This window comes from Pseudomonas corni (assembly GCF_057128765.1).
In genome coordinates this window covers 26,358-47,190 of record NZ_JBSKHW010000009.1, presented here as the reverse complement: position 1 = coordinate 47,190, position 20,833 = coordinate 26,358, and the positions used below count along the sequence as shown (strand labels likewise).

20 protein-coding genes are annotated in these 20,833 nt (G+C 59.9%); 18 read left to right on the top strand and 2 right to left on the bottom strand.

Features of this window, described 5'->3' with window-relative positions:
- The first annotated feature begins 304 nt into the window (after nucleotides 1-304).
- The 5 genes from ACWKV9_RS15240 to ACWKV9_RS15220 all read left to right on the top strand — a co-directional run bounded on the left by ACWKV9_RS15240 (nucleotide 305) and on the right by ACWKV9_RS15220 (nucleotide 5,874).
- Nucleotides 305-1,447, top strand: coding sequence for an AraC family transcriptional regulator (locus tag ACWKV9_RS15240; protein ID WP_483836952.1), 1,143 nt, complete (start codon nucleotides 305-307; stop codon nucleotides 1,445-1,447).
- Between the two features lie 93 nt (nucleotides 1,448-1,540).
- Nucleotides 1,541-2,341, top strand: a complete 801-nt coding sequence (locus ACWKV9_RS15235; RefSeq protein WP_483836951.1) for an SDR family NAD(P)-dependent oxidoreductase — start codon at nucleotides 1,541-1,543, stop codon at nucleotides 2,339-2,341.
- Between the two features lie 126 nt (nucleotides 2,342-2,467).
- On the top strand, nucleotides 2,468-3,949 hold the full coding sequence (locus ACWKV9_RS15230) for a flavin-containing monooxygenase (protein WP_483836950.1): 1,482 nt from the start codon (nucleotides 2,468-2,470) through the stop codon (nucleotides 3,947-3,949).
- On the top strand, nucleotides 3,946-4,920 hold the full coding sequence (locus ACWKV9_RS15225; protein WP_483836949.1) for an alpha/beta hydrolase: 975 nt from the start codon (nucleotides 3,946-3,948) through the stop codon (nucleotides 4,918-4,920). The genes ACWKV9_RS15230 and ACWKV9_RS15225 overlap by 4 nt, the downstream gene beginning before the upstream one ends.
- 156 nt (nucleotides 4,921-5,076) lie before the next feature.
- Entirely contained in the window at nucleotides 5,077-5,874 is a 798-nt protein-coding gene (locus ACWKV9_RS15220) for an SDR family NAD(P)-dependent oxidoreductase (RefSeq protein ID WP_483836948.1), read from the top strand.
- A gap of 57 nt (nucleotides 5,875-5,931) precedes the next feature.
- On the opposite strand, the gene ACWKV9_RS15215 is transcribed toward ACWKV9_RS15220, so the two are convergent.
- Nucleotides 5,932-7,266: an aspartate aminotransferase family protein gene (locus ACWKV9_RS15215; RefSeq protein WP_483836947.1), complete on the bottom strand. Its 1,335-nt coding sequence runs from the start codon at nucleotides 7,264-7,266 to the stop codon at nucleotides 5,932-5,934.
- A gap of 100 nt (nucleotides 7,267-7,366) precedes the next feature.
- Entirely contained in the window at nucleotides 7,367-8,260 is an 894-nt protein-coding gene (locus tag ACWKV9_RS15210) for an alpha/beta hydrolase (RefSeq protein WP_483836946.1), read from the bottom strand.
- Nucleotides 8,261-8,507: 247 nt separating this feature from the next.
- On the opposite strand from ACWKV9_RS15210, the gene ACWKV9_RS15205 reads away from it, so the two are divergent.
- The 13 genes from ACWKV9_RS15205 (at nucleotide 8,508) to ACWKV9_RS15145 (ending at nucleotide 20,813) form a co-directional block, all read left to right on the top strand.
- On the top strand, nucleotides 8,508-9,401 hold the full coding sequence (locus ACWKV9_RS15205) for a phytanoyl-CoA dioxygenase family protein (RefSeq protein WP_483836945.1): 894 nt from the start codon (nucleotides 8,508-8,510) through the stop codon (nucleotides 9,399-9,401).
- 42 nt (nucleotides 9,402-9,443) lie between these two features.
- Complete coding sequence (locus ACWKV9_RS15200; protein ID WP_483836944.1) at nucleotides 9,444-10,823, top strand: aspartate aminotransferase family protein; 1,380 nt, start codon at nucleotides 9,444-9,446, stop codon at nucleotides 10,821-10,823.
- A gap of 166 nt (nucleotides 10,824-10,989) precedes the next feature.
- On the top strand, nucleotides 10,990-11,265 hold the full coding sequence (locus ACWKV9_RS15195; protein ID WP_483836943.1) for a metal/formaldehyde-sensitive transcriptional repressor: 276 nt from the start codon (nucleotides 10,990-10,992) through the stop codon (nucleotides 11,263-11,265).
- A gap of 15 nt (nucleotides 11,266-11,280) precedes the next feature.
- Entirely contained in the window at nucleotides 11,281-12,198 is a 918-nt protein-coding gene (gene dmeF, locus ACWKV9_RS15190) for a CDF family Co(II)/Ni(II) efflux transporter DmeF (RefSeq protein ID WP_483836942.1), read from the top strand.
- A gap of 83 nt (nucleotides 12,199-12,281) precedes the next feature.
- A complete protein-coding gene (locus tag ACWKV9_RS15185) occupies nucleotides 12,282-12,629 on the top strand; it encodes a hypothetical protein (RefSeq protein WP_483836941.1) in 348 nt (115 codons plus the stop codon).
- 149 nt (nucleotides 12,630-12,778) lie between these two features.
- Nucleotides 12,779-13,597 (top strand): alpha/beta fold hydrolase, encoded by an 819-nt coding sequence (locus tag ACWKV9_RS15180; protein ID WP_483836940.1) that lies wholly within the window; start codon nucleotides 12,779-12,781, stop codon nucleotides 13,595-13,597.
- Nucleotides 13,598-13,816: 219 nt separating this feature from the next.
- On the top strand, nucleotides 13,817-14,083 hold the full coding sequence (locus tag ACWKV9_RS15175) for a DUF2790 domain-containing protein (protein WP_483836939.1): 267 nt from the start codon (nucleotides 13,817-13,819) through the stop codon (nucleotides 14,081-14,083).
- A 92-nt stretch (nucleotides 14,084-14,175) separates the two neighbouring features.
- Nucleotides 14,176-15,024, top strand: coding sequence for a fumarylacetoacetate hydrolase family protein (locus ACWKV9_RS15170; RefSeq protein ID WP_483836938.1), 849 nt, complete (start codon nucleotides 14,176-14,178; stop codon nucleotides 15,022-15,024).
- A 51-nt stretch (nucleotides 15,025-15,075) separates the two neighbouring features.
- Entirely contained in the window at nucleotides 15,076-15,789 is a 714-nt protein-coding gene (locus ACWKV9_RS15165) for a gluconate 2-dehydrogenase subunit 3 family protein (protein WP_483836937.1), read from the top strand.
- A gap of 4 nt (nucleotides 15,790-15,793) precedes the next feature.
- Complete coding sequence (locus tag ACWKV9_RS15160) at nucleotides 15,794-17,566, top strand: GMC family oxidoreductase (RefSeq protein ID WP_483836936.1); 1,773 nt, start codon at nucleotides 15,794-15,796, stop codon at nucleotides 17,564-17,566.
- An 8-nt stretch (nucleotides 17,567-17,574) separates the two neighbouring features.
- Nucleotides 17,575-18,906, top strand: coding sequence for a c-type cytochrome (locus ACWKV9_RS15155; protein ID WP_483837112.1), 1,332 nt, complete (start codon nucleotides 17,575-17,577; stop codon nucleotides 18,904-18,906).
- Between the two features lie 45 nt (nucleotides 18,907-18,951).
- Nucleotides 18,952-19,815, top strand: coding sequence for an alpha/beta fold hydrolase (locus ACWKV9_RS15150; protein WP_483836935.1), 864 nt, complete (start codon nucleotides 18,952-18,954; stop codon nucleotides 19,813-19,815).
- A 65-nt stretch (nucleotides 19,816-19,880) separates the two neighbouring features.
- Complete coding sequence (locus ACWKV9_RS15145; protein WP_483836934.1) at nucleotides 19,881-20,813, top strand: AEC family transporter; 933 nt, start codon at nucleotides 19,881-19,883, stop codon at nucleotides 20,811-20,813.
- Nucleotides 20,814-20,833: the final 20 nt, after the last annotated feature.

Here is a 20,833-nt window from a genome sequence, read left to right as displayed (position 1 = left end):
TGATAGACCAACAAAAACAGGGTCCCGCACGCCGGAATCCGAAAGGTCAGGAGATATAAAAATGAGGTCGAAGACCCGTTGTGAAAGCGTCGCCTTGCAGCGCACGTCAAGATTTTTACTTGCTGTCATCAGCTTCTGCGCAGACATCGGCACCGCACCGCAACACGATGCGTTACCGCCACGCAGAACTCCCCGGCCTGCCCAAGCCAACGCGTCGAATCGCACCTGGATTCGACGCTGATATCTCCTTTCGACCGCGCTCTGTTGCGCGATCCATTTGCGTGATTATCGCTGTGAGGGCTGCATGATGGGACTGATCGACACAACACCGGTTACCTGCGACGACAAGATTTTCTCCATGGCAGAGATCCTCGCTGCGGCCAATGTCACAGGCTGCGACGAGCACCAGCTCGGGCAATGTCTGGCGGCCGGAGGTTTGAGCCTTGCGGACCTTTACAACCCCCAGAGCAGAATCTCGCTCAACCAGCACGCGCAGATTCACAGCGCCTTCCATGACAGCTGCAATAATCCGCTGCTGGGGCTGGAGACGGGCAAGCGCCTGCACCTGACTTCCTACGGCATCGTCGGCTTCGCCCTTCTCAGCAGCGCTACCCTGCGTGAAGCGCTGGCCGTGGCCGCGCAGTTCGGCCTGCTGATGAATCTGAAGCTGGGTCTGCACATCCATGAGGATGAAGAGACCGTGCATCTGGAACTCAGCAATCAATACGGCCTGAGCAACGGCCAGAATGGTTTCTGGTACTACCTGGAAATCTCCAAACTGATCACCCTGTTGCAGGACATCCTCGGGCTGGGCTTCAAGTGCGCAGGCATCGACCTGGCCATCGACGCCTCCTTCGAAGAGCAGGACCGTGTGCGCAACAGCCTGGGTATGGACGTGCGCTTCAACTGTGAGCGCACCGCCATTCGCTTCGCTGACCACTGGCTCGATGCCAGGCTGGCCCAGGCCAACAGCATCACCCATGCCAGCTGCAAGGCCACTTGCCAGACCCAGGTTCGCGACGTCATCCAGAAATACGATCTCAGCCATCAAGTGCAGAACCTGTTGCTCGGTTCAGGACAATCCATCGCCTCGCTATCGGACATCGCCAATCGCCTGCACTTGTCGCCGCGCACCTTGCGCCGCCGCCTGGACGCCTTGGGCACCTCCTACAACGCCCTGCTGGTGGAAGTGCGCAAGAAGTTGGCGATCCGTTACCTGCTGAACACGCCGATGACCACCGAAGCCATTTCCGAGCAATTGAACTACAGCGACGCAGCGAACTTTCGCCATGCCTTCAAACGCTGGACCGGGCGCTCGCCGCGCGAGTACCGGGTGCTCAACAACGGCGGTAAATATTCACGATTCGGCCACGCAAAAAGTACGGGCGCACAGCCCCAGCAATCGCCGTCCGTGCGGGCCGAAAGGAACATGGCCGTAGCCGGTTAATCTGCGCAGCCGATCTGCCAACGCCACTGGCCTGCACCCACAGCGCTCGGGGCGGTTTTCCCAATCCACTGTCACCCCATGAGGCACCCATCGATGGATATGAATCTGACCGGAAAAGTCGTCGTTATCACCGGCGCAAGCACAGGCCTGGGCCGCGGCATCGCCTTGAAGCTGGCGTCTGAAGGCGCTCGACTGGTCATTGGAGATATCAGCGAGGCGAGCAACCCCAAGGGCTTTGACGAACAGCCTGAACTGACGACCGCACAACTGATCGTCGAGCGAGGCGGCCAGTCGATCTTTCAGCACTGCGATGTCACTCGCAGCCAGGACCTCAGCGCATTGGTGCAAGCGGCGACTCAGCACTTCGGCCGCATCGACATCATGATCAACAACGCCGGCGTGTACCGTGACGGCAAGCTGATTCATGAGTTCAGCGAGCAAGAGCTGGACCTGTGCCTGAACGTGAACGTCAAAGGCACCTTCTTCGGCGCCCAGGCGGCGATCAAGGCGTTCCTCAGCCAGGGCGGTGGCGGCAACATCATCAACCTGGTTTCCACCGCTGGCCTGGGTGGTCATCCGTGGCAGTCGGTCTACAACATTTCCAAGGCGGCTCAGGCCAACATGACGCGCTGCCTGGCGATCGAATATGGCCACGAAGGTATTCGCGTCAACGGCATCTGCCCCACGTATGCCAAGACCGCCCTCACCCGCGCCCTCATGGAGCAACCCGGCTATGTCGACGATTTCGCCGAGACCATTCCGCTCAAGCGCTGGGGCGAAATCGATGACGTGGCGGACCTGGCGGTGTTCCTGGCGTCCGAACGCTCCAGCTACATCCACGGCGCGCTGCTGCGAATCGACGGTGGCGAAACCCTTTCGCGCTACTCGGTGTAGCGCCCGAATCTGGCGCCAAACGGGCCCTCGCCCAGCCCAAGGGCGATGCCCTGGCCCTTTTTACAAACAGTCCTCTGACCCCGGCAACCTCGTTCTGCCCAGCGCCCGACAATAAGGAAAAAGCCCATGTCCACCCCCGCAAATTCATCCTACGACATCGTGATCCTGGGCGCCGGCTTCGGCGGCCTGGGAATGGCCGCACAGTTGAAGAGGCAAGGCATCGACAACTTCATCGTCCTCGAACGCGGCTCGCGGATCGGGGGTGTATGGCGCGACAACGCCTACCCTGGCGCTGCGTGCGACACCGAATCACATCTGTACTGCTACAGCTTCTATCCACACCTGCGGGTCAGCAAAATGTACGCCGATCGTCAGGAGCTACTGGCCTACATGGACGCCCTGGTCGAGCACTACGATCTTTTGCAGCACATCAAGCTTGGCAGCGATCTGACCCAGGCGCGCTGGGATGAGAGTCTGCAGCGTTGGGCTTTCGAACTGGCCGACGGCGCGCAGTTGCAAGGACGATTTTTCGTTCCCGCATGGGGTCAGTTGAACAAGCCGGCCATACCGGCATTCAACGGCCTGGACAGCTTCAGTGGTCAGTACTTCCATTCGGCACAATGGCCGGACAATACGCAGCTGAGCGGTAAAAAGGTCGCCAGTATCGGTGCTGCCGCCAGTGCCGTGCAGTATGTCCCGGAGGTCGCCAGACAAGCCGCGCACCTCACCGTTTTCCAGCGCAGCGCCAACTGGATCATGCCGCGCAATCAGATCGTCTTTTCCCAGGATCAACTGGACGCCTACAGCGCTGAACCTGACCTGTTTCATGAGAGCCGTCGTCAGCTGCATGCGTTTCGCGAGAACGGTTTCGCCCGAACCCGTCATGGCACCGAAGCTCAGCAGGAAGGCATCAAGATGGCCAGCGATCATCTCGCAGCCCAAGTGCCGGATCTGCAACTGCGCGCCAGACTCACCCCTGACTATGAGTTCGCCTGCAAGCGCATCCTGCGTTCCGACGATTACTACCCGGCGCTGATGCGCAGCAACGTCAGCCTTGAAACGGCCGCCGTGGATTACTTCGTGCCTTCGGGTATCGTTGACAAGAACGGCACCCTGCACGAATTCGACGTCGTTATTTTCGGCACCGGTTTTGAAAGCCAGGCTTTTCAGGGCGACCTGCAGGTGATCGGGGTTAACGGTCAGACGCTGCATGAGCGCTGGCAGCACGGCGCTGAGGCTTATCTGGGAATGACCGTGCCGAGGTTCCCCAACCTGTTCATGATTTATGGACCGAACACCAATCTCAATCACAACTCGATCATCACCATGCTGGAAATCCAGCAGTGCTACATCATTCAGGCCGTGCAGGCCCTCGCAGGTGAAGCGATCGACGTCAAGGAAGATGCGTTCAACGCTTACAACGATGCCCTGCAGACCAACATGCAGTCCTCGGCATTCTCGTCCGACTGCTCCAGCTGGTACAAAAATGCCGCTGGCAAAGTGATCAACAACTGGTCTGGCACTGTGGACGAATACCGCGCCCTGGCTAACCAATGGCAGACCGACGACTACCATGTGCTGGGTGACCACGGCGAGGCCCGCTCATGAGCCAAACCGTCGCACTGGATCAGGTCGCCGTCGACGCGGTGGAGCTGGTCCGGGCGTTTCGCGCCAACGGCGAAGTCTCTTTCCAGGACGTGCCGCTGGCCGACGCTCGGGCCAATTACCTCACGGCCTGCGCCGCCAATGGCATCGAGGAACAATCCGTGGCCCAGGTTCGTACCCTTGAGTACGGGGTTGCACAGGGCAAGGCGAGCGTACGTCTCTATCGGCCGTCAGGCAGTCAGCCCTCCTCGCTGACGCCGCTGGTGGTGTTCATCCACGGCGGCGGCTGGGTCATCGGCGATCTGCAAAGCCATGACACCTTGTGCCGCAGCCTGGCCAATCAGTCAGGTGCAAGCGTCGTGGCCATCGACTATCGCCTGGCGCCAGAGCACCGCTTCCCGGTGCCACTGGATGATTGTCTGGCGGCTGTGCGGTTTATCCGAGACAACGCTGACGATCTGCGACTGGACTTGACCCGTGTGGTGGTCGCAGGCGACAGCGCAGGCGGCAACATGGCAACGGTACTGGCCAATCACCCCGCATATCGGGTTGAAGGCATCGATTTCAAGGCTCAGGTCCTGTTCTATCCCGTCACTGACCTGACCGCCAGTCACGCGTCCTATCACCGGTTAACCCAAGGCTTTGCGCTGACGGCAGCTTCGATGTACTGGTTTCGAGAACAATACCTGCTGCCGGATCAGGACCTCGGCGATGCCCGGCTTTCTCCGCTGTTGCATGCCGAAGGCCGGGTCCAGCCGGATCTTTTTATCCTCACTGTTGGACATGACCCACTCGCTGACGAAGGCATTGCGTATGCCGCAGCCGCGGCACGGGCCGGCACCAGGGTGATTCATCATCACCTGCCGCGCCACGCCCATGGCCTGCTCACCAGCGCCGGCAAAATCGCGACCGGGCGCGCGCTGCTCACCCAGGCCGCGCAGTTCATTGCCGCCAGCGTCAGCTCATCCGCCTGACTGCGCCTGCCTTTCTGCGGCACACATCCGCAGCGGCCCCTCGCTGTCCCTTTTGCACCTGTTAACGCCTTCAGAGCGTTTTTAGACTTCAGGGCGCGACACCTGAATCGGGCAAATGCCCACGACTGAACCCTGCTTGCCGATGGAGGCGACCCAATGCGATTCAACAATAAAATAGCCATTGTCACCGGTTCTAGCTCAGGCAATGGCCGCGCCATTGCCCTGGCGCTGGCCGCCGAAGGCGCGCATCTGGTGTGCTCGGACCTGTCCCGAAAGGCCCGGCCGGAAGGCTTTGAAACAGACCTGCACATCGACACCGATCAACGGATCCGCGACAACGGCGGCGAGGCTATTTTTGTCAAAGCTGACGTCTCCCGTTATGCCGACATGGAAGCGCTGGTGCAGGCCGCCGTCGAGCGATTCGGACGTCTGGACATCATGATCAACAATGCCGGCGTTGCCGTCGAACTCAAGACCATCGTCGAAGAAACCGAAGCCGATTACGACCTGACCATGAACGTCAACACCAAAGGCACCTGGCTGGGCTGCAAGTTCGCGATCACCCAGATGATGAAGCAAGAAGTGAGTGACACCGGCACGCGCGGCAAGATCGTCAACATCTCCTCAATCGGTGGGCTGGTAGGTCTGGCGCAGGAAGCGGCCTATTGCGCCTCCAAAGGGGCGGTCAACAACCTGACCCGCCAACTGGCCGTGGACTTCGCCGGCCACAAGATCAACGTCAATGCCGTGTGCCCGGGCTTTCTCGCCACCGCCATGGTGCGCCAGGAACTGGACAATCCCGAGATCAAGACCCTGCTGGAAAACCTCACGCCCTGGCCGCGCATTGGTAACGTTCAGGACGTGGCCAAGGCAGTGACCTTCCTGGCTTCAGAGGACGCACAGTGGATGACCGGCTCATTGCTGACCGTTGACGGCGCTTATACCGCGCAATAATCGGGGGCTAAACAAAGCGGCGCTGCACTGGCAGGGCCGCTTTTTTATTGCCGTCAATCAGCCGTGGGCAGCCTCTTCAACCGCCAGGCGCGCAGCGCGCTCGGTGGCGGCGATGAAGCCATCGACGTCCGCCTCGGTCATGGCGGTGGACAAAAACGCCTTGCCGGTCTTGGCAATGTGGTAGCCCTCCAGCACCAGGTTGCGCTGCAAACGAGTCACCCACCTGGACTCTTGCTTGTCGGAATAGCCACTGCGGTAATCGCGAATCTCGCGCTGGTGACCAAAGACCATGAACATGGAAGAAAAACCCGTGACCTGGCCCGGGAAGCTGGCGTTGGCAAATGCCTCGGTGATACCGGCACGCAGCCGATCACCCAGCACGTCCAGGCGATCGGACTCGGCCTGTGTGTAGAGGTCCAGGCACACCTTGCCGGCGGTCATGGTGATCGGATTGGCGGTAAACGTGCCGCTCCAGGGCAACAGTGGTTTGCCTTCCCGGTGGTCGAACACCTGCATGAACTTGCGCAAACCGGCCACAGCGCCCACCGGAAAACCACCGCCGATGATTTTGGCCAGCACGGTCAGATCCGGCTTGATGTTGAAACGGGTCTGCGCCCCACCACTGTGGACGCGGAAGGTGATCACCTCGTCCAGAATGAACACCGCGCCGATCTCGGTCGACACGCGGCGAATCATCGTGATGAATGCCTCTGACACCGGCACGAAACCGAAGTAGCTGGGGGCCGGGTCGATGAGGATCGCAGCGATGGCATCGCGGTTTGCCAGGATGATGCGCTCGGCCGCTTGCACATCGTTGAACGGGATCACCACCACGTCATTCTTCACGCCTTCGGGCACGCCCTTGGAATAGCCGACGGACTTGGGGTCATCACCCCAGTTTTCCGGCGACGAGTCAAGACTGACTTCGGCGTAATCGTAGGAGCCGTGATAGACGCCCTCGCACTTGACGATTTTCGAGCGCCCGGTGATTGCCCGCGCCGCCTTGATCGCGCACATCACCGCTTCTGAGCCGGAGTTGGAAAAGCGTATCCATTCAAAACTTTCGGCACGCGCGCAGATGGTTTCGGCCAGTACCACTTCCAGCTCGGTTGGCAGGGTAAATGCGGTGCCCTTGGTGACCTGATCCTGAATCGCCGCCACGATTGCCGGATGGGCATGGCCATGGATCAGCGAGGCAAAGTTGTTCAGCAGGTCCAGGCGGCGAGTGCCGTCGACATCGGTGACATAAGCACCCGAACCGCTGCCGGCATACACCGGAAATGGCTCCTGCCACGGCAGAATGCGGGTGATGCCGCCGGGCATGACTTTGCTGGCGCGGTCATAGAGAGCTTTGGATTGACTGTGGTTTTCAGGCCATTTTGCGGCGGACATAGTGGATTCCTTGGAACGGGCAGATCGGACCTGAAACGGACCGAATGGGAAGAAGCACACCGGCGCCGGTAAGCGAGCGGTTTATAGGTGAACGCTTGAGTCACAGATGAAGCTTGAACCACTCGACGGCTGCGCCGCTCGAGGCTTGGAACTCACTCAGATAGGGATCGAAGTGGCCGCAGTTCAGGAGTACCAGATGCTTGGGTTGCAGGGCTTTTTCATAGGCCTTGAGCGCGGCATCCGGCACTGTAACGGTGTCTCTGGTCGCGACGATGATCTGTAGCGGTGTCGGGCTGATGCGGTCGATGGCGTAGCCGGGTTCATACTCGTTGAGCAGCTCGATGCTTTTGAGCGTCACCTCATTGCGCCAGGCTGGGGCTACCGTGTCGCCGCTATGGGTGAAGAAGTCGTAACAGTCCTGTCCGGGCAAGGCGCAGTCAGCCTTGGGGTCCACGGCCACCACATCCATCAGCAGCGGCGCCTCGCCTGCGTAACGTGCAGCACGATCGGACTCGAACGCATCGATCAGGCCGGGCATCAAGTCAGGACGCACGGCCATGCGCACGTCTGCCGAACCGCTGATGGCCGGGACCTGGGACGACACACACTTGACTCGACGGTCGAATGCCGCCACCTGCAGCACATGACCACCGCTGTAACTCGAACCCCAGATACCGATCCGCGCCGCATCAACTGCATCCAGACTGCTTACGTAAGTGATGGCGTCGCGATAGTCACGCACTTGTAATTGCGGGTCCGCCTCCTGACGCGGCAGACCTTCGCTGGCGCCAAAATTGCGGTTGTCATAGACCAGTACAGCGAAACCGTTTTGCGCGAACACTTCAGCGTAACGGTCCAGATACTGTTCTTTAACGGCGGTAAAGCCGTGGGCCATGACAATCGCCGGATGCCGGCCAATGGCGCCAGTGGGTACATAAAACCAGCCTTTCAACGTCAGGCCGTCGGTTGTCTTGAAGCTGATATCGCTACGCATGAGCATCTCCTGGCAGTAAAGAACCGGCGTCGACGCGGCCCTTTTTCAGCAGATGTTGCAGGTCGCTTGCGCCCGCGCACAGGTTCGCGGCGGCCAAAGTTCTGTGCCTGACAGCCAAAAAGGTTGGCCTTCAAAAACTGCAAAATTGGCCGTCATCCACCTGTTTGACCCTCCACCCCGGTCCTACCATCGGTCTATGCCTTGCCTTCATGCGTAAGTTGCAACGCGTCCCACTTGACTGGAGAACATGATGCTCGCCACCCAGACCCATCCTCAGCCCCCAACCATCGACAGGATGCGCGAAGTACCGTCAGGTACCGACCCGCAGATCGTCAAACAGATCATCGATGAAGACGGCGGCGTCATCATCAAGGGCCTGTTCACAGCCCAGGTCGATCGCTTCAATGCCGAGATGGACCCTATCGTCCAGACCTGGCATGAAGGGCACGATGGTCCTGAGTGGATGCAAGAGTTTGCGGGCAAGAAAACCAAACGGATTACGCAACTGGTGCGGCGCAGCAAGACATTCCGGGAGGAGATGCTGGATCACCCGGTCATGCTTTCGTACATCGACACGCTGATGCTGGAAACCAGCGACGCCTATTGGATGAATGCTGCGCAGATCATCGAAATACAGCCGGGAGAAAAGGCGCAGTTCCTGCACAGGGATCTGGAGAACTACCCGGTGTTTCGTAACCTGGGCCCGGCCGGACCTGAGGTTATGTGCAACTGCATCATCGCCATTTCCGACTACACCGAAGAGATGGGCGCCACCCGGGTGATTCCCGGCAGCAATAGCTGGCCCGATTACAACGATCGCCAGCGCATGGAGGACACGCCCAGCATTGCCGCCGTCATGGAGAAAGGCGATGCGATGATTTTCTCGGGGAAGATCGTCCACGGGGGTGGCGCCAACGTCTCCAACCGTCCGCGGCGCGCCCTGACCCTGGCGTTCTGCCCTGGCTGGCTGGTGCCCGAAGAAGCCTACCCGTTCGCCATCCCGCTGGAGATGGCGCGTACCCTGAGCAAACGCGGCCAGCAGCTGACGGGATTTCGCTCCATGCATAACCAGAAAATGGGCGGAGGCACGCTGTGGAGCCTGGACTACATCGAGCTTGCTCGTGTTCTGGAACTGGATTGACCGCCACCCGGACCGTCTACGTGGTTGATCGAGGAGCTGACAATGCCGGGCTTGACTGATTCGCTCGCCATCACAGATGTGCGTTTTCAGCTGCACTCCTTCGCCGACGCGCGTGCTCATGAAGCGCAGGGGCCGTTGATTATCCAGAGCGGTGACGGCGTTTTCGTCATCGATGACCAGGGCAAACGTTATCTCGAAGCGATGTCGGGATTGTGGAGCGTGGCCTTGGGTTTCAACGAAAAGCGTTTGGTGGACGCCGCCTGCCAGCAGCTGAAAACGCTGCCCTTCTATCACACGTTCGGGCATAAATCGCACCCGGCGAGCATTGCCCTGGCCGAACGTCTGATTGAACTGGCGCCGGTGCCCATGAGCAAGGTGTACTTCACCAACTCAGGATCGGAAGCCAATGACGTACTGATCAAGCTCATCTGGTACCGCAACAACGCCATCGGCCAGCCCCGGCGCAAGAAAATCATCAGCCATCTGGGCGGCTATCACGGTGTGACTGCCCTGAGCGCCAGCCTGACCGGGCTGTCGAGCGTGCACAGCGGCTTCGACTTGCCGCTGCCGGGTTTCTTCCATGTTGGCACACCGCACTTCTATCGCCACGGCCGCCAAGGGGAAAGCCAAGAACAGTTTGCCGAGCGTCTGGCCGTCGAGCTTGAACAACTGATCGTTCGCGAAGGGCCTGAAACCATTGCCGCTTTTGTCGCCGAACCGCTGATGGGCGCCGGCGGCGTCATCGTACCGCCGGCCAGCTATTGGGCGCGGATTCAACAGGTCTGTCGTCGCCACGCAATCCTGATCGTTGCCGACGAGGTGATCTGCGGATTCGGCCGCACCGGCAAGCGCTTCGGCTGCGAGACGTTTGGCATCACCCCCGACGCGATGATCCTGTCCAAGCAACTGTCCTCCTCTTATCAGCCAATTGCGGCTGTGCTGATCAACGAGCACTTATACGGCGCCATCGCTGACCAGAGTCACACCAAGGGCGTGCTGGGAACCGGTTTCACCGGCAGCGGCCACCCGGTAGCAACCGCCGTGGCCCTGGCCAACATCAATATCATCGAACAGGACGGCTTAATCGAGCATGCCGCCGCGATGGGGCTGCGCCTGCATGCCGGGCTGCAGCGCCTGGCGCTGTCGCCCCTGGTGGGGCAAGTACGGGGTTGCGGACTGATAGCAGCGGTGGAATTGGTCGCTGATAAAGACACCAGGGCCCCATTCAGAAGTCTTGGGCAGTTAGGCAAGCACTTCACCGAACGCGCGCAGCAGAACGCTCTGATCGTCAGGGGCATAGGCGACAGCATCGCGTTGTGTCCCCCGCTGATCATCAACCCCGAAGAGATCGACATTCTGCTGGAGCGATTCCAGCGATCGCTGGATGAAACCCTCGACTGGGTTCGGGCTCAAGGCGAGTGATCCATAGCCTGCCTCTGGGCCGCAATTGGCCCCATGCTGCAGTGCTGCGAATCCCCGTTCGCCAGCTCATCTCTCCCTTCAGATCACCACTTCTGCCAGACGGTATTTGCATAGGGATAGGGGGTATCCCTATGATGCATCCGACATCGGCATTGGGGGTATTCACATGGGTCACGTATCGTCGAACAAAGACAGTCTTCTCAAACGCGTAAAACGCATCGCAGGACAAATTCAAGCCGTTGAGCGGGCACTGGAATCGGATCTCGACTGTGCAAAAACATTGCATCTGGTCGCTGCTACGCGAGGCGCGATGAATGGACTGATGGAAGAAATCATTGAGGAACACGCCCGAGAGCATGTAGCCAGCCCCTCGCTCAGCGAAGAGGCACGCAACAAGGGCGTCGAAGAGCTCCTTGAAGCCATCCGCCGCTATTCCAAGTGACGACAGGTGCAAATCATGAACAGCCCCCACAGCACTATTGATCACACGCACCACCATGTATTCCTCGGCTCTGCCCACGAGGAAAACGCCAAGCGCACCCTTTGGGTCGTAGCGTTGACCGTGGTGATGATGATTGGCGAAATCACCGCCGGTTACGTCACCGGTTCAATGGCGCTGCTTGCCGATGGTTTCCACATGGCCACCCACGCAGGCGCATTGGGCATTGCAGCGGCTGCTTACGCCTATGCCAAACGCCACGCCTTTAGCCAGCGCTATAGCTTTGGCACCGGGAAAGTGGGAGATCTGGGCGGATTTGCATCGGCGCTCATTCTCGGGATGGTCTCGCTGGCAATCGGTATTGAGTCAGTCATGCGCCTCATGCAGCCAACAGAGGTTCAATTCGGCACTGCCACGCTCATCGCTATTGTCGGTCTGATGGTCAACGTCGTGAGCGCCCTGCTGCTGGGGCATGGACATAGTCATGGGCATTCTGATCACGACCATGCCCATCACGGAAACGACAACAACCTGAAATCCGCCTACGTCCACGTCATAGCGGACGCGCTCACATCCGTGTTGGCCATCGTTGCACTACTTGCCGGCCGATACCTGGGATGGGTATGGCTGGATCCTGTAATGGGAATCGTCGGTGCCATCGTCATCGCGCGCTGGGCATGGAGCTTGATAATCGTCACGTGCGGCGTGCTGCTCGATCAAACGGATGAGCACGTAGCCGGGGAAATCCGCGAGCTGGTTGAGAAGTCCGGCGATGCAACAATCACAGACTTGCACGTCTGGCGGGTAGGCCCGCAGGCGCACGCTGTAATCGTCAGCGTCACTGGCCAGGCTACGGCAAACGCCGAGAGCATTCGTGAGCGTCTCAAACCGGTTCACGAAATAAGTCACCTGACCGTCGAGTATCGAACTGCCTGATGTGGGCAAGGCGCTGCCCCGATCAGGTCGCGCCGTTACCCCGCGGGCAAAACCGTCCTATTTTCAATTTCACAGGAACTGCAATGCCCCCAGGCAAACGTGAACTTGCGCGCGTCGAGCGCCTTTTAGTGAAAACGCTGACCGAAGCCTGCGAGACCGCCAAAGCTGAAATCAAAGGCTTCACATGGCTGACCCACACCGCTGATCTGAACGCGCTGGCGCAAACGTTGAAGGTGACGTGGGTGTTCGAAACCCTGGCTGACAAGGTACTTGCCCAGACGACTGCAAAAGCGCGAATTATTGAGCTGACAGGCCTTGCGTTGATCGAGGCGGGCATCAATACGAAGGTTTCAGTGCACATCATCCAATTCGACTCCGAGGAGGAATGCCAGAAGACTCATGGTGGCGACTGGCACAAGCGCCTGGCGTAATCACCTGTGTTCAAGGGCTTTTACACGCTGGCGCACTGAATCGAAAACCCATGTCAGACCTCAGAGCACGCACATTCAATACGGCTTCAGGCAGACCGCATAGGCTCGGGTGAGATTCACCTCTGATCCTGTCCATTGCGGAGAACACCATGAGCGCTTTTACCACCACTGACGGCACCAAGATCTATTACAACGACTGGGGGCAAGGCAAGCCGGTATTGTTCAGCCACGGCTGGCCGCTGGATGGCGATATGTGGGAGGCGCAAATGCACTATCTGGCCTCTCGCGGCTACCGCGCCATCGCTTACGATCGCCGGGGTTTTGGCCGCTCCGACCAGCCATGGGAAGGTTACGACTACGACACCTTCGCCGACGACATTCATCAGCTGATCGAGCACCTGAACCTGAGCGACGTCACCCTTGTGGGCTTCTCCATGGGCGGCGGCGACGTCACACGCTACATTGCTCGCCATGGCAGCTCCAGGGTCGCGAAGCTGGCATTGCTGGGCGCGGTCGTACCTGCTTTCATCAAAAGCGTCGACCATCCACAGGGCGTGGACAAGGCCGTGTTCGATGGCATGAAAGGCGCCATTCTCAAGGACCGCGCGCAGTTCATGACTGACTTCAATCCGATGTTCTACGGCACGGACATCGGCCAGAAAGTCTCTCAAGCGATCTTCACTCATACCGTGACCAAAGCGATGCTCGCCTCACTCAAATCGACCATCGACTGCGTGACCGCGTTCTCCGAAACCGACTTCCGGGCCGACATGGACAAGATCGACGTACCGACCCTTGTGCTCCACGGAGGCGGTGATGTGGTGGCGCCGTTTGAAGCAACGGTCAAGCTGGCAACGGAGATGATCGCTGACTGCAGCCTGAAGATTTACGAAGGCGCGCCCCATGCATTCCCGACCACCCACGCCGATCAGCTGAACGAGGATCTGCTGGCCTTCCTGCAAGCCTGACCCTCATCGCGCAACGGCCGCCCGAGTATGTTCGGGCGGCTTTTTTTTGCGCGCACAACACCTCGTCGTTCCAGACATCAGTGCCGATGATCCCCGGCATTGCTCGTCAGTATTTCTGCAAAAACCTGAAGGCGAACAGAATCGGTTCCAGAAGCAAACGACCCGCAACGTTACTTCCAACCCACTGTTCAGCCCTTTCTCACTTCAGGAATACCAACGATGAAAACTTCACTCTTTGCCGCACTCATGATGGTCAGCGTGTTCGCCTCGGCCAACGGAAATGTCACAAACGTAACAGCCCCCGACGTCGAGCAATACACATACTCCGAGCACTTGGACATCGACAAAGTCATCAGCATGACCACCGCACAGGACACCAACAAAGTGTGCGGACTGGTCGAGGCGCACATGGTGTATGTCGATCACAAAGGTGTTACCCACGACCTTGAATACACCGTTGAAGCTTACGGCTGCCAGAACAGCTGAGTGTCGCTGCATGCCCCCCGAACGTGAGGGCGTTTAAACAGATAGCGGCAGTTAACCGCTGCTACTTGACCTGCATTGAGAAGGTAAAAATCATGAAACTTGTCCGATATGGAACCCAAGGCCAGGAGCGCCCAGGCATGGTGGACAGCGAGGGACGTCTGCGTGATCTGAGCGGCCACATCGACGACATCGCCCCTGGAACGTTGTCGGCTTCTGGCCTGGCCAGTCTGGCGGATATCGATGTCCAGACGCTGCCGCTACTGGAAAATCAGGATGTCCGGCTCGGCCCGCCGGTGAGTACGATCGGTAAAGTCATCTGCATCGGCCTCAACTACACCGACCATGCCGCTGAGGTGGGTCTGCCGTTACCCGCCGAACCTACCATCTTCCTCAAGGGCGCCCGCCCCACCGGCGCCAACGATCCGGTGATGCTGCCGCGCAACGCCGAAAAGGGCGATTGGGAAGTCGAGCTGGGCATCGTCATCGGGCGTGGTGGTCTGTATATCGAGCCTGCCAACGCTCTGGAGCATGTTGCCGGGTTTTGCGTGGTCAACGACCTGAGTGAACGCTCCTATCAGATGGATCGCGGCGGCCAGTGGACCAAGGGCAAGAGCTTTCCAGGATTTGCGCCCATCGGCCCATGGCTGGTCACTGCCGACGAAGTACCCGACATCGGTGAACGCTCGATCTGGCTGGAAGTGAACGGTCATCGCTATCAGAACGGCAACACCCACAACCTGGTGTTCGACGTGCCGCAGATCGTCAGTTACGTCTCGCAGTTCTATCAGCTTGAAGCCGGCGATGTGATTGCAACCGGCACCCCCGCCGGGGTTGGCCTGGGCCAGAAACCTTCGGTGTTTCTCAAACCCGGCGACGTCATCACCCTGGGCATTGAAGGACTGGGCAATCAGCACCAGCAGGTTCTTGCCTGGCAAGACTGAACACTGCAGCAGACCTACCACCGTGATGCAGCCTTTGTTGCCGGAGCCACCATGTCTCAGAAACCGTCTCGACGTTCTTTCCTGCAAGCGGGCCTCACGCTCATTCCCGTGATGAGCCTCGCCCCTCAGTCCGTCTTCTCGGCTACAGCGACCGGCAAGGAAGCGACACAGCCGGACGCTGGCCCGGCGTTTACGCCCCGCTATTTCACGGCGCCCGAATGGGCGTTCATCAATGCTGCTACCGCGCAACTGGTCCCTGAAGACGAGTTGGGCCCCGGCGCTATCGAGTGCGGGATTCCGGAGTTCATCGACCGGCAAATGGAGACGCCCTATGCCCACGGTGCGCTGTGGTACATGCAAGGCCCCTTTGTGCCGGACGTGGCGCCGGAGTTCGGTTATCAGCAACGTCTGACGCCACGAGACATTTATCGGTCCGGGATCAAGGCGTGTGACAAGGCGTGCCAAAAAGCCTTCGGCAAACCGTTTGCCGAGCTGGACAGCGACAGTCAAATCAAGGTGCTGCGCCAACTCGAAGCGGGCGGCATCGCGATGGAAGACATGAGCGCCAATCTGTTTTTTACCCAACTGCTGAAGAACACCAAGGAAGGCTATTTCGCCGACCCGATCTACGGCGGCAACAAGAAAATGGCGGGCTGGAAAATGATCGGATTCCCCGGTGCGCGGGCGGACTTCATGGACTGGATCGACCACCCCAATGAGCGCTACCCCCTGGGCTCAGTGTCCATCGACGGGCGCAGGAGCTGAACCCATGGCCTTAGAAAAACCTGCTGTAGACGTGGTCATCGTCGGCTTCGGATGGACCGGCGCAATCATGGCGATGGAGCTGGCCAACGAAGGGCTGGAAATCATCGCCCTCGAACGTGGCGACATGCAAGACACGCCCCAGACGGCCAACTACCCCAACGTAATCGACGAGCTGGCCTACAGCGTGAGGGGCAAGCTGCTGCAGGATTTGTCCAAGGAAACCGTGACCATTCGCCACTCGGCCAATCAGACCGCCGTGCCCTACCGGCAACACGGGGCCTTTCTGCTGGGCAATGGCGTCGGCGGCGCGGGCTTTCACTGGAACGGCATGTCATGGCGAGCATTCACCCAGGACTTGCGAATCCGCAGTCATTACCAGGAGCGCTACGGCGAAAAATTCATCGCCAAAGAGATGACGATTCAGGATTACCCCGTCAGCTACCAAGAGCTGGAGCCCTATTTTGCGCAGTGGGAAGATGTCGCCGCCGTGTCCGGCGAGGCGGGGAATATCAACGGCCAGATACTGACCGGCGGCAATCGCTGGGAAGCGCCGCGCAGTGCCGGTTATCCGCTGCCGCCGCTGCAATCGATCTATGGCGCTCAGGTATTTTCCAAGGCCGCCGCCGAGCTGGGCATGAAAGCTTTTCCGGTGCCCGCCGCCAATGCTTCCTCGCCCTACACCAACCGATACGGCGTGCGCCTGGGCCCGTGTAATTTCTGTGGTTTTTGTGAAGGCTACGGCTGCTACATGTACTCCAAGGCCTCGCCGCAGACTTCGATCCTGCCAGCACTGCGTCAGAAGAAAAACTTCACCCTCAAAAGCCGCTCCCATGTGTTGAAGGTCAACACCGATTCCAGCGGCAAACTGGCGACCGGCGTCACCTATATAGATCCCCAGGGCCAGGAAGTATTCCAGCCCGCGAAGATGGTGCTCCTGTGCGCGTTCCAGATGCACAACGTGCGCTTGCTCTTGCTCTCCAATATTGGCCGACCCTATGACCCGGTGTCTGGCGAAGGCGTAGTCGGCAAAAACTACGCGTACCACATGAACAGCAGCGTGAATGTGCTGATGCCCAAAGGCACGCAGCTCAATCCTTATATCGGCACGGGAGCCGCAGGCTCGGCGCTGGATGATTACAACGGCGATAATTTCGATCACGGGCCACTGGGTTTCATCGGCGGCGCCAGCGTGTATCACCTGCGCACGGGCGGTCGGCCGATCCAGCAAAGCAAAGCCCTCAAAGACGGGCCCAATTGGGGCAAGGGCTGGAAGGCCAGCGTGCAGGAGGATTATCAGCAAACGCTGCCGATCTATGCCCAGGGTTCGGTGATGTCGTACCGCGACACCTACTTGAGCCTGGACCCGACCTACAAAGACGCCCACGGGCAGCCGCTGCTGCGCATGACCTTCGACTGGCATGAAAACGAGTTTGCGATGATCAAGCACGCCATCGACGGCGCGACGAAAATCGGCAAGGCCGTGGGCGGCGAGGTGCAAGTCAACCTGCGTCAGTCCGGCAGTCACTTCGACACCCGCGCCTACCAGAGCACTCACACCACCGGCGGCGCGATCATGGGTGACAACCCAAGCAACAGCGTGGTGAACCGCTACCTGCAAAGCTGGGATGTGCACAACCTGTTCGTCATGGGGGCCTGCGCTTTTCCGCAGAACCTGGGGTATAACCCCACCGGCCTGGTCGCTGCCCTCACCTATTGGTCGGTGGATCACATCAAGAAACGCTACCTGGCCAACCCCGGCCCGATGGTGCAGGCATGAAGCGCGCGATGGGCAACACTTTGCTCCTTGCGCTGTGCATGGGCGCCACGGTGTCGGCCTGGGCCGCCAGCGAAGACGAGACCCTGATCGCTCGCGGGGCATACATCGCACGGGCCGGTGACTGCGTCGCCTGTCATACCGCCAAAGGCGGACAGGCATTCACCGGTGGATTGCCACTGGGCACGCCTATCGGCACGGTCTACTCCACCAACATCACGCCGGACCCTACCACCGGTATCGGTGGGTATTCGTTCAAGCAGTTCGATGACGCGGTGCGCAAAGGCGTGCGCCAGGACGGCGCCACGCTGTACCCCGCCATGCCCTACCCGTCCTACGCCAAAGTCACCGAAGAAGACATGAAAGCGCTGTATGCCTATTTCATGAAAGGCGTTCCGGCAGTGGATCAGCCCAACAAGGACAGCGACATCCCCTGGCCGCTGTCGATGCGTTTCCCGCTGGCGTCCTGGCGTTGGCTGTTCGCACCGGCACCGGTCCAGGGCAGCGCCACCACACAGGCCGATCCGGTCATCAGCCGGGGCGCGTATCTGGTCGAAGGTCTCGGGCATTGTGGCAGTTGCCACACGCCGCGCGCGCTGACCTTGCAGGAGAAAGCCCTGAGCAACCAGAGCGATGCGTTGTTTCTTTCCGGCGGTGCGCCTATCGAAGGCTGGGTGCCCAAGGACCTTCGCGGCAGCCGGGTCACAGGTCTGGGCCGCTGGCAGGAACAGGACATCGTCGAATTCCTGAAAACCGGGCGCAACGACCATACCGCAGCGTTCGGCGGCATGAGCGAGGTAGTCGGCCACAGCATGCAATACATGTCCGATGACGACTTGACCGCCATCGCCCGCTACCTGAAAAGCCTGACGCCGAAACACCCTGATCAGGCTTTCGCGACACAGGATGACGGCAGTACCGCACGCAAGCTGCACAACCTGGAACTGGACAGTCCTGGCGCGCAGGTCTACGCCGACAACTGCATGGCGTGTCACCGCAGTACAGGCAATGGCTATCCGAAGACCTTTCCGGGGTTGGCTCAAAACAGCGTGCTGAACGACTCCGCGCCTGACTCGGTCATCCAGATCATCCTGACCGGCAACACCGTGCAAGCCACACAAACGGCACCGACCGCCTACAGCATGCCGGCTTTTGGGTGGCGTCTGACGGACGACGAAGTAGCCGCCGTGGCGAGCTTCATTCGTCAGTCGTGGGGCAACAGCGGCACCAGCGTCTCGGCACAAGAGGTCAGGCAGATTCGTAAAACCCTGTCCGCAGACGATCAGCGTGGCCAAGGCATGACGGTGCACGCCGGTGCCATGGAGGCCAGATTCGATCACTGACCGTTGAATTCAAATCACAGCAGCACATCCCCCTCAGGAGTCTCTATGACCAAGTTGAAAAGCTATTCGATCAACGCCAATGGCATCCGCCAACACATTGTCGAGGCGGGCGAAGGCCCACCGGTAATCCTGCTCCACGGCTTCCCGGAAACCGGTTATGCCTGGCGGTTCCAGATCCCGGTGCTCGCCGAGCGCTACCGGGTCATCGTTCCGGACCTGCGCGGCTATGGCGAGACCGACAAACCGGCCAGCGGTTATGACAAACGCAACATGGCGCTGGACATTCGAGAGCTGATGCGCGAACTGGACATTCCCAAGATTGCGCTGGTCGGCCACGACCGTGGCGCACGGGTGGCGACGCGGTTTTCCAAGGACTTCCCGGACTTGCTGGATCGGTTGGTGGTGATGGATAACGTCCCTACGCGCATCGTCGCCCGTGACCTGGACGCCAAGATCGCCAAAGCCTACTGGTTCTTCCTGTTCCATCTGGTGCCGGACCTGCCGGAAGCGTTGATTGCCGGCCGCGAGCACATCTGGCTGCGGCATTTCTTCTCCGACTGGTGCCACGACCCGCAGGCGATTACCGGTGAAGCCTTCGACACGTACGTCAAGGCCTATCAGGCACCCGGCGCTGTGCGCGGCGCGATGTCCGACTACCGCGCCAACGCCACCGATGTCGCCCAGGATCTGGAAGACGGTGACGTCAAGATTTCGGTGCCGACCATGTCGTTGTGGGGCGCTGATTTCCTGTCCGTCGGCAAGCTGTTCGACATGCCCAAAGTCTGGGCCGAGATGGCCGACGACCTGGAAACCCACGCCATCGAACAATGCGGCCACCTGCCTCAGGAAGAACAGCCTGAAGAGGTCAACAGGCTGCTGATGAAGTTCCTGGAGCCCTGGAAAGGCTGATCCTCCCCGCCAACGGCTCTTGAAGCAAAGAGCCTTTCAATGATTTACCGCCAGGGCCTGCGCTCATGAATGTTCTGTTTTCTGTGGTACTGCCGATCTTTGCATTGGTGGGCGCGGGCTGGGCTGCCCGGCACTATGAGTTTCTAGGGCCGACTGCCGCCTCCGAGCTGAACCGGTTTGTCGTGTATCTGGGCATGCCGGCCTTGCTCTTTCAAATCATGGCCACTGCCAAATGGCATGACCTTGACCATCCCGGATTCACTGCCGCGTTTGCCTTGGGCTGCGCGATCACCTTCGGGGTAACTGTGTATGTTCGGCATCGCCAGTCCGCTCATCTGGCCGATGCCAGCCTGGACGGGCTCAACGGTGGTTACGCCAACGTCGGTTTTATCGGCTTTCCGCTGTGCGTGGCCGCGTTCGGCCCGGACAGCTTGCCCCTCGTGACCATTGCGTCCCTCACCACCGTCAGCGTGCTGTTCGGCGTTGCGGTGCTGCTGGTGGAAGTAGGCTTGCAGCCCCGCGCGAGCCTCTGGGGCATCGCAAAAAAGGTCGGTATTTCCCTGGCGAAAAACCCGATGCTGCTGGCCCCGGCGCTGGGGCTGATCTATGCGGTGGTCGCGCCGCCATTGCCTCAAGGCCCCAACCGCTTTCTGACCTTGCTCGCCAGCGCTGCCAGTCCTTGCGCGCTGGTATCTCTGGGGGCGTTCATCGCCGGCGCCAAAGGCCAATTTCACTGGCCAAAGCTGTCCAGTCTGGTGGGCCTGAAGCTGGTCGGCCAACCCGCGATCACCTGGGCGGCCGCGACGTTCGTGTTTAACCTGACGCCCGCCGTGACTGCCATCGCCGTGGTCGTCGCGGCGCTGCCCACCGGCACCGGCCCCTACATGCTCGCCAACATGTATGGCCGTGACGCCAGCACCACTGCCGGCAGCATCCTGATCTCAACGGTGCTTTCGGTCGCAACGATTGCCGTGCTGGTGACGCTTTTCACCCACTAGCGATCCGCCCCGCAACCCCT